This is a genomic window from Pseudomonas sp. BAY1663 (assembly GCF_000582595.1).
GTDB classification, from domain to species: Bacteria; Pseudomonadota; Gammaproteobacteria; order Pseudomonadales; family Pseudomonadaceae; genus Stutzerimonas; species Stutzerimonas stutzeri_AF.
This window is the reverse complement of the sequence record NZ_AZSV01000154.1, coordinates 1-4,543: the sequence shown is the minus strand read 5'-3', so window position 1 is coordinate 4,543 and position 4,543 is coordinate 1. Positions and strand designations below refer to the sequence as shown.

The following is a 4,543-nucleotide window of genomic DNA, read 5'->3' as shown; positions in this document are numbered from 1 at the left end:
CTCGCCAGCGCTGGGCGCCAGCGCCGCCCCGGCCGGAGCGGCTACCGTCGCGGCGCTGCCCCCCAACGGCTTGATACCTTCGATATCGCCGCCATCGCTGACCTGCACGACGAAGGAGCGGCCATTGACCTCGACGGTGTACACCTCTGGCTTGCCCGCCTCACGCGGCGGCAGCTCATTGCCCGTCGGTGCGGGCTCGAAGGCCGCCGGATTATCGCGATTTTCGAGGAACTTGAGGCCGATCTGCGGGAACAGCGCATAAGTCAGGACATCATCGATCGCATCCGCCGCCAGCTTGATGCCCTTTTCCTGCGCCAGCCCGTTCAGCTCGGCCGTCAGGCGATCCATTTCCGGCTGCAACAGGTCGGCCGGACGGCAGGTGATGACCTCGGCACCATCCAGCACGCGCGCCTGCAACTGCGCATTGAACGGAGCGGGCGCCGCGCCGTATTCACCCTTGAGGACACCGGCGGTTTCCTTGGTGATCGACTTGTAGCGCTCGCCGGTCAGCACGTTGATCACGGCCTGGGTGCCGACGATCTGCGAGGTTGGCGTAACCAGCGGGATGAACCCTAGGTCCTCGCGCACGCGCGGGATTTCCGCGAGCACCTCGTCGAACTTGTCCAGGGCACCCTGCTCTTTCAGCTGCCCTTCCATATTGGTCAACATGCCGCCAGGCACCTGTGCCACGAGGATTCGCGAGTCGACACCGCGCAGGGTGCCTTCGAATTTCGCGTACTTCTTGCGCACCTCGCGGAAGTAGGCCGCAATCTCTTCGAGCAACTCGAGGTTCAGACCGGTATCGCGGTCGGTTCCCTGGAAGATCGCCACCACCGACTCGGTCGGTGAATGGCCGTAGGTCATCGACAGCGAGGAAATCGCGGTGTCGACGTTGTCGATACCGGCTTCCACCGCCTTGAGAATGGCCGCTGTGGAGAGCCCCGCGGTGGCATGGCACTGCATATGGATTGGAATGGCGAGACTGGCCTTCAGCCGTGACACCAGCTCGAATGCCATGTACGGCGTGAGAATGCCAGCCATGTCCTTGATCGCCACCGAGTCGGCGCCCATGTCTTCGATCTGCTTGGCCAGGTCCACCCACATCTCGAGGGTATGCACCGGGCTGGTGGTGTAGGAGATCGTGCCCTGGGCATGCTTGCCCTGGCGCTTGACCGCATGCAGCGCGGTATCCAGGTTGCGTGGATCGTTCATCGCATCGAACACGCGGAACACATCCACACCGTTGACCGCCGCCCGCTCGACGAACTTCTCCACCACGTCGTCGGCGTAGTGCCGGTAACCCAGCAGGTTCTGGCCGCGCAGCAGCATCTGCTGACGGGTATTGGGCATGGCTTTCTTGAGTTCGCGGATGCGCTCCCAAGGGTCTTCGCCGAGATAGCGAATGCAGGCATCGAAAGTCGCGCCGCCCCAGCTCTCCACCGACCAGAAGCCCACCTGGTCGAGCTTCGCCGCAATCGGCAACATGTCCTCCAGGCGAATGCGGGTGGCGAGAATGGATTGGTGGGCATCGCGCAGCACCACGTCGGTGATGCCGAGCGGCTGTTTTGCAACGGTCATGGAAGGAACTCCCTTTCCAGAGTCAACCGCGGCGCGCGCGGTGTTGATGAATCGCGGCCTGGATGGCAGCAAGAATATCCGCATCCGTCTCGGCTGCGACCGCCTGCGCGGACGCCGCCTGAGGAACAGGCTCGCCGACGAAGCGGCCGGCCAGGTAGGACATCAAGCGAATACAAAGGATCAACAGAATGAGGAAGGTGTAGACGAAACCTATGCCGAACAGCATGAGTTCGACACCTTCAAGCAGGAGTTGGCTGGGGGTCATCGGGATTCCCTTGTCAGCAGCTCAAGCTGCTTGTTATTCGCGGCGTTAGTTCGGACCTGTTTCGCGACACGCGAAACGGCCGAACAGTAGCCCGAAACAGAGAGCCAAGGCAAACCCGAATAAGCGACGAAAAGCGAACTACAGCAGGAAGATCGTCGCTAAACCGAGGAAGATGAAGAACCCGCCACTATCGGTCATGGCGGTGATCATCACGCTCGCCCCCATCGCCGGATCACGTCCCAGGCGCGCCAATGTCATGGGAATCAGCACGCCCATGAGCGCGGCGAGCAGCAGATTCAGCGTCATCGCCGCAGTCATCACCACCCCTAGAGACCAGCTACCATACAGCCAGTAGGCCACCAGGCCGATCACGCCTCCCCATACCAGGCCATTCACCAGACCGACGCCCACCTCCTTGCGCAACAGACGGGTGGTGTTGCCGGTTCCCACCTGATCCAGGGCCATGGCACGCACGATCATGGTGATGGTCTGGTTGCCGGAATTGCCGCCGATGCCTGCGACAATTGGCATCAGGGCAGCCAGGGCAACCAGCTTCTCGATGGAGCCATCGAACAGGCCGATCACCCGCGAGGCGATGAATGCGGTGATCAGATTCACCGCCAGCCAGGCCCAGCGGTTGCGCACGGACTTCCAGACCGAGGCGAAGATATCTTCCTCCTCGCGCAGACCGGCCATGTTGAGGACTTCACTCTCGCTTTCCTCGCGGATCAGGTCGACCATTTCGTCGATGGTCAGACGGCCGATCAGCTTGCCGCTCTTGTCCACCACCGGCGTGGAGACCAGGTCGTAGCGTTCGAAGGCCTGCGCGGCATCGTAGGCGTCCTCGTCCGGATGGAAAGTGACCGGGTCGCTGGCCATCACCTCGGCCACCTGCTTGTCCGGATCATTGACCAGCAGCCGCTTGATCGGCAGCACCCCCTTGAGCACGCCGTCGTAGTCCACCACGAAGAGCTTGTCGGTATGCCCCGGCAGCTCCTTGAGCCGCCGCAGGTAGCGCAACACCACCTCGAGGCTGACGTCCTCGCGGATGGTGACCATCTCGAAGTCCATCAGCGCGCCGACCTGATCCTCCTCGTAGGACAGGGCCGAACGCACCCGCTCGCGCTGCTGCGCATCGAGGGTTTCCATCAGCTCGTGGACGACGTCGCGCGGCAGTTCGGGCGCCAGGTCGGCGAGCTCGTCGGCGTCCATCTCCTTGGCGGCCGCGAGCAACTCGTGATCGTCCATGTCGGCGATCAGGGTCTCGCGTACCGCGTCGGAGACTTCGAGCAGGATGTCGCCGTCGCGCTCGGCCTTGACCAGTTGCCAGACGGTCAGGCGCTCGTCGAGCGGCAGCGCCTCGAGGATATGGGCGACGTCGGCGGGGTGCAGCTCATCCAGCTTGCGCTGCAGTTCGGCGAGGTTCTGCCGCTGATCGAAGTCCTCGGCGAATTCCGGCGGCTGGTCATCCTGGCGCTGCGATGCGTCTTCGATCAGTTTGTGCCGGTGCAGCAGTTCGATCACCTGCGCCAGGCGATCCTGCAAGGTTTCTTGCGGCTTCTTTGCTTCTACTTCTGTCATGGCGCACTCCACCCCCAGCCACGGAGCACGCCAGGGGAATCAATCAATCAATACGTGATTGGCAAGCAGGAAACGTGAACGACTACTGGGCAAGTCCATAAGAAGGGTTGTTCCACAGGCCACGCGGGCAGATGCGGAATCATAACATCCGGCGGTGCGCTCGACGTCGCCAAGAGTAGTCAATACAGCAACTTGCGCGCACTGCGGGGTAAAAAAAGCGACCTCACTCCAGGAAAACCGAAGCCGCCCGTTCTGTCGACGCCTTCACGTTGCGGCGAGACACGAATGAACGGTCAAGTTTTATCAAGTAGGCTGGCCTGGCCATTTTTCAGTCAAGGAGGACGAAAATGCGGCGCCTATCGATCTGCATGGGCCTGCTGTTGCTGGCGGCCCCGGCGCACTCGGCAAGCGTGTTTCGCTGCATCGACGAGCAGGGGCACGTCACCTTCAGCCAACAAGGCTGCCCTTCGGAGCAGAACCAGCAGCGGCAGCAGGCAGCCAACCCCACCCCCAGCTCGGGAAAGGCCGTGCCCATGGCCAAGCCGAAGCCCGCCAGAAGCGGCAAGCGCAAGGAGGAAGATTCGCTGACCGTCGTCGCCGAGCAGGATGATGGCTGCGGCAACCAGGTGACGGGCCGCGAGCGGCGCAGCGCAATCATCAGCCAGAACATCCGGGCGGGAATGACCAGGCGCGACGTGGAAAGCGCGCTCGGTCGGCCGGAGCAGGTCACGAGCAGCAATGGCCGCACCCGCCTGCGTTTCCGCGACACCGGCGGTCAGGTCCGCACGGTGAGCTTCGACGAAAATGGCTGCGTGCTGGGCAAACGCTAATAGCTCGGCCGGCTTGAAGCTTGAAGCTTGAAAAGCATCGCCCCGGGGTCGGGCCTCCCACAAAAGCAGTGGGTGCACCCCGAACCCTGTGGGCGCGCCCTCCCGGCAATGCAGGCCGCAGGACTGCCAAAGGGAAGCCCAAATCGTCCCGTAGCCGGGATGGCAGCCCACAAACGAAAAGGGCCTGCATCGCTGCAGGCCCCCTTCGATATGGCGCACTCAGGAGGATTCGAACCTCCGACCGCTCGGTTCGTAGCCGAGTACTCTATCCAGCTGAGCTATGAGTGCG

General features: G+C 62.7%; 4 protein-coding genes and 1 tRNA gene. 1 reads left to right on the top strand and 4 read right to left on the bottom strand.

Translation table 11 applies throughout. The annotated features are described in order from the left end of the window. The 3 genes from oadA to mgtE all read right to left on the bottom strand — a co-directional run. Window positions 1-1,578, bottom strand: a 1,578-nt coding sequence (oadA, locus tag BAY1663_RS22135; RefSeq protein ID WP_037045156.1) for a sodium-extruding oxaloacetate decarboxylase subunit alpha, incomplete at its 3' end; no start/stop codon positions are given. A 22-nt stretch (window positions 1,579-1,600) separates the two neighbouring features. Beyond that, window positions 1,601-1,843, bottom strand: a complete 243-nt coding sequence (locus BAY1663_RS22130) for an OadG family protein (RefSeq protein ID WP_037045154.1) — start codon at window positions 1,841-1,843, stop codon at window positions 1,601-1,603. Between the two features lie 138 nt (window positions 1,844-1,981). Further along, window positions 1,982-3,424, bottom strand: a complete 1,443-nt coding sequence (mgtE, locus tag BAY1663_RS22125; protein WP_037045152.1) for a magnesium transporter — start codon at window positions 3,422-3,424, stop codon at window positions 1,982-1,984. Window positions 3,425-3,771: 347 nt separating this feature from the next. Here mgtE and BAY1663_RS22120 point away from each other — a divergent pair, with 347 nt between their 5' ends. Beyond that, a complete protein-coding gene (locus BAY1663_RS22120; RefSeq protein ID WP_037045150.1) occupies window positions 3,772-4,254 on the top strand; it encodes a DUF4124 domain-containing protein in 483 nt (160 codons plus the stop codon). A gap of 211 nt (window positions 4,255-4,465) precedes the next feature. On the opposite strand, the gene BAY1663_RS22115 is transcribed toward BAY1663_RS22120, so the two are convergent. Next, window positions 4,466-4,542: transfer RNA gene (locus BAY1663_RS22115), tRNA-Arg, on the bottom strand. Window position 4,543 lies beyond the last annotated feature (1 nt).